The organism is Archangium violaceum Cb vi76, from assembly GCF_000733295.1.
Classification (GTDB): Bacteria; Myxococcota; Myxococcia; order Myxococcales; family Myxococcaceae; genus Archangium; species Archangium violaceum.
In genome coordinates, this window is the sequence record NZ_JPMI01000318.1 from 1 (window position 1) to 959 (window position 959).

Annotated in this window: 1 protein-coding gene; it reads left to right on the plus strand. The window is 71.3% G+C overall.

Annotated features, from left to right (window positions below; genetic code table 11):
* On the plus strand, positions 1 to 959 hold a 959-nt coding region (locus Q664_RS43250; protein WP_043410488.1), incomplete at both ends, for a ketoacyl-synthetase C-terminal extension domain-containing protein.

Here is a 959-nt window from a genome sequence, read left to right on the forward strand (position 1 = left end):
GCGTCCAGGGTCAGTCCTCCGTCATCCAGCGCGCCCTGGAGAATGCCCGCCTGCGTCCCACGGACATCGGCTACGTGGAGGCCCATGGCACCGGCACTCCGCTGGGGGATCCGCTCGAAATCGCCGCCCTCCAGCGCGCCTACGGCCTGGGCTCCGAGCACAAGGGCACCATTCCCATCGGCTCGGTGAAGACGAACCTCGGCCACCTGGACACCGTGGCCGGACTGGTGGGCCTCATCAAAGCGGCGCTGGCGTTGCGCCATGAGGAGATTCCCCCCAGTCTGCACTTCGAGCAGCCCAACCCCTCCATCGACTTCAACGCGGGGCCCTTCGTCGTCAACACGGCCCTCCGCGAGTGGAAGCGTGGTGCGGAGCCCCGGCGCGCGGGCGTCAGCTCCTTCGGCATTGGCGGCACCAATGCCCACGCCATTCTCGAGGAGGCTCCCGAGCAGCGCAGCGAGCCCAGCCAGCGTCCCCACCAGGTGGTGCTGCTGTCGGCGCGTACGCCCGCGGCTCTGGAGGCTCTGGGCGCCCAGCTCGCGACGCACGTGGAAGCACACCCGCACCTGACGCTGGCGGACGTGGCCTCCACGCACGCCCTGGGCCGCAGGGGCTTCGAGCACCGCAGGGCCGTGGTGGCAAAGGACGCCGCCGAGTTGGTGCAGCGCCTGCGCAAGCCCGGAGCGGCCGTGGCGCTGGAGGACGTGGAGTCGGGCCGCCGCCTGCGCGTGGCCTTCCTCTTCCCCGGTCAGGGCGCACAGCAGGTCGCCATGGGCCGCGAGCTGTACCAGGCCGAGCCCGACTTCCGTACGCATGTGGACACGTGCCTCGGGCTTCTTGAGGCACCGCTGCGCGAAGAGGTGCGCACGCTGCTGCTGCCCGAGCCGGACCAGGAAGCCACCGCCAAGGCGCTGCTGTCCCGCCCCCGCGTGGCCCTGCCCGCGCTCTTCACCGTGGAA